This window comes from Vibrio sp. 10N.222.49.C9 (assembly GCF_041474985.1).
GTDB lineage: Bacteria > Pseudomonadota > Gammaproteobacteria > Enterobacterales > Vibrionaceae > Vibrio > Vibrio crassostreae_C.
The window spans coordinates 1-232 of the sequence record NZ_JBFRVD010001398.1 but is presented as its reverse complement, the minus strand read 5'-3'; the positions used below and the strand labels follow the sequence as shown (position 1 = coordinate 232).

Sequence of the window (232 nt, the reverse complement as noted above, 5' to 3'; positions counted from 1 at the left end):
TAAGTTACCTGTCTAGGCTAGTTGATTCGGCTGTTCCAGGAAATAGAAGGGTACGAGCGCAAGCCGCTACATTCCATGAAGCGTGTTATGTGCCTGCTGTGAAGGCTTTAGAGCGAGCTCAATCAACTAACTCTATGGGTTCAGTGCCAAGGCCGGACGATAACTCGTTAACGCTAATGGCACAGAAGCAATACTTTGGCTTCAATTCACCACAGATGAGAATGATCTATCA

The 232-nt window shown here is 46.6% G+C and carries 1 protein-coding gene; it reads left to right on the top strand.

What is annotated here, in order from left to right:
* Nucleotides 1–232: hypothetical protein (locus AB4585_RS28465; protein WP_372172125.1), on the top strand; the 232-nt coding region annotated here is incomplete at both ends.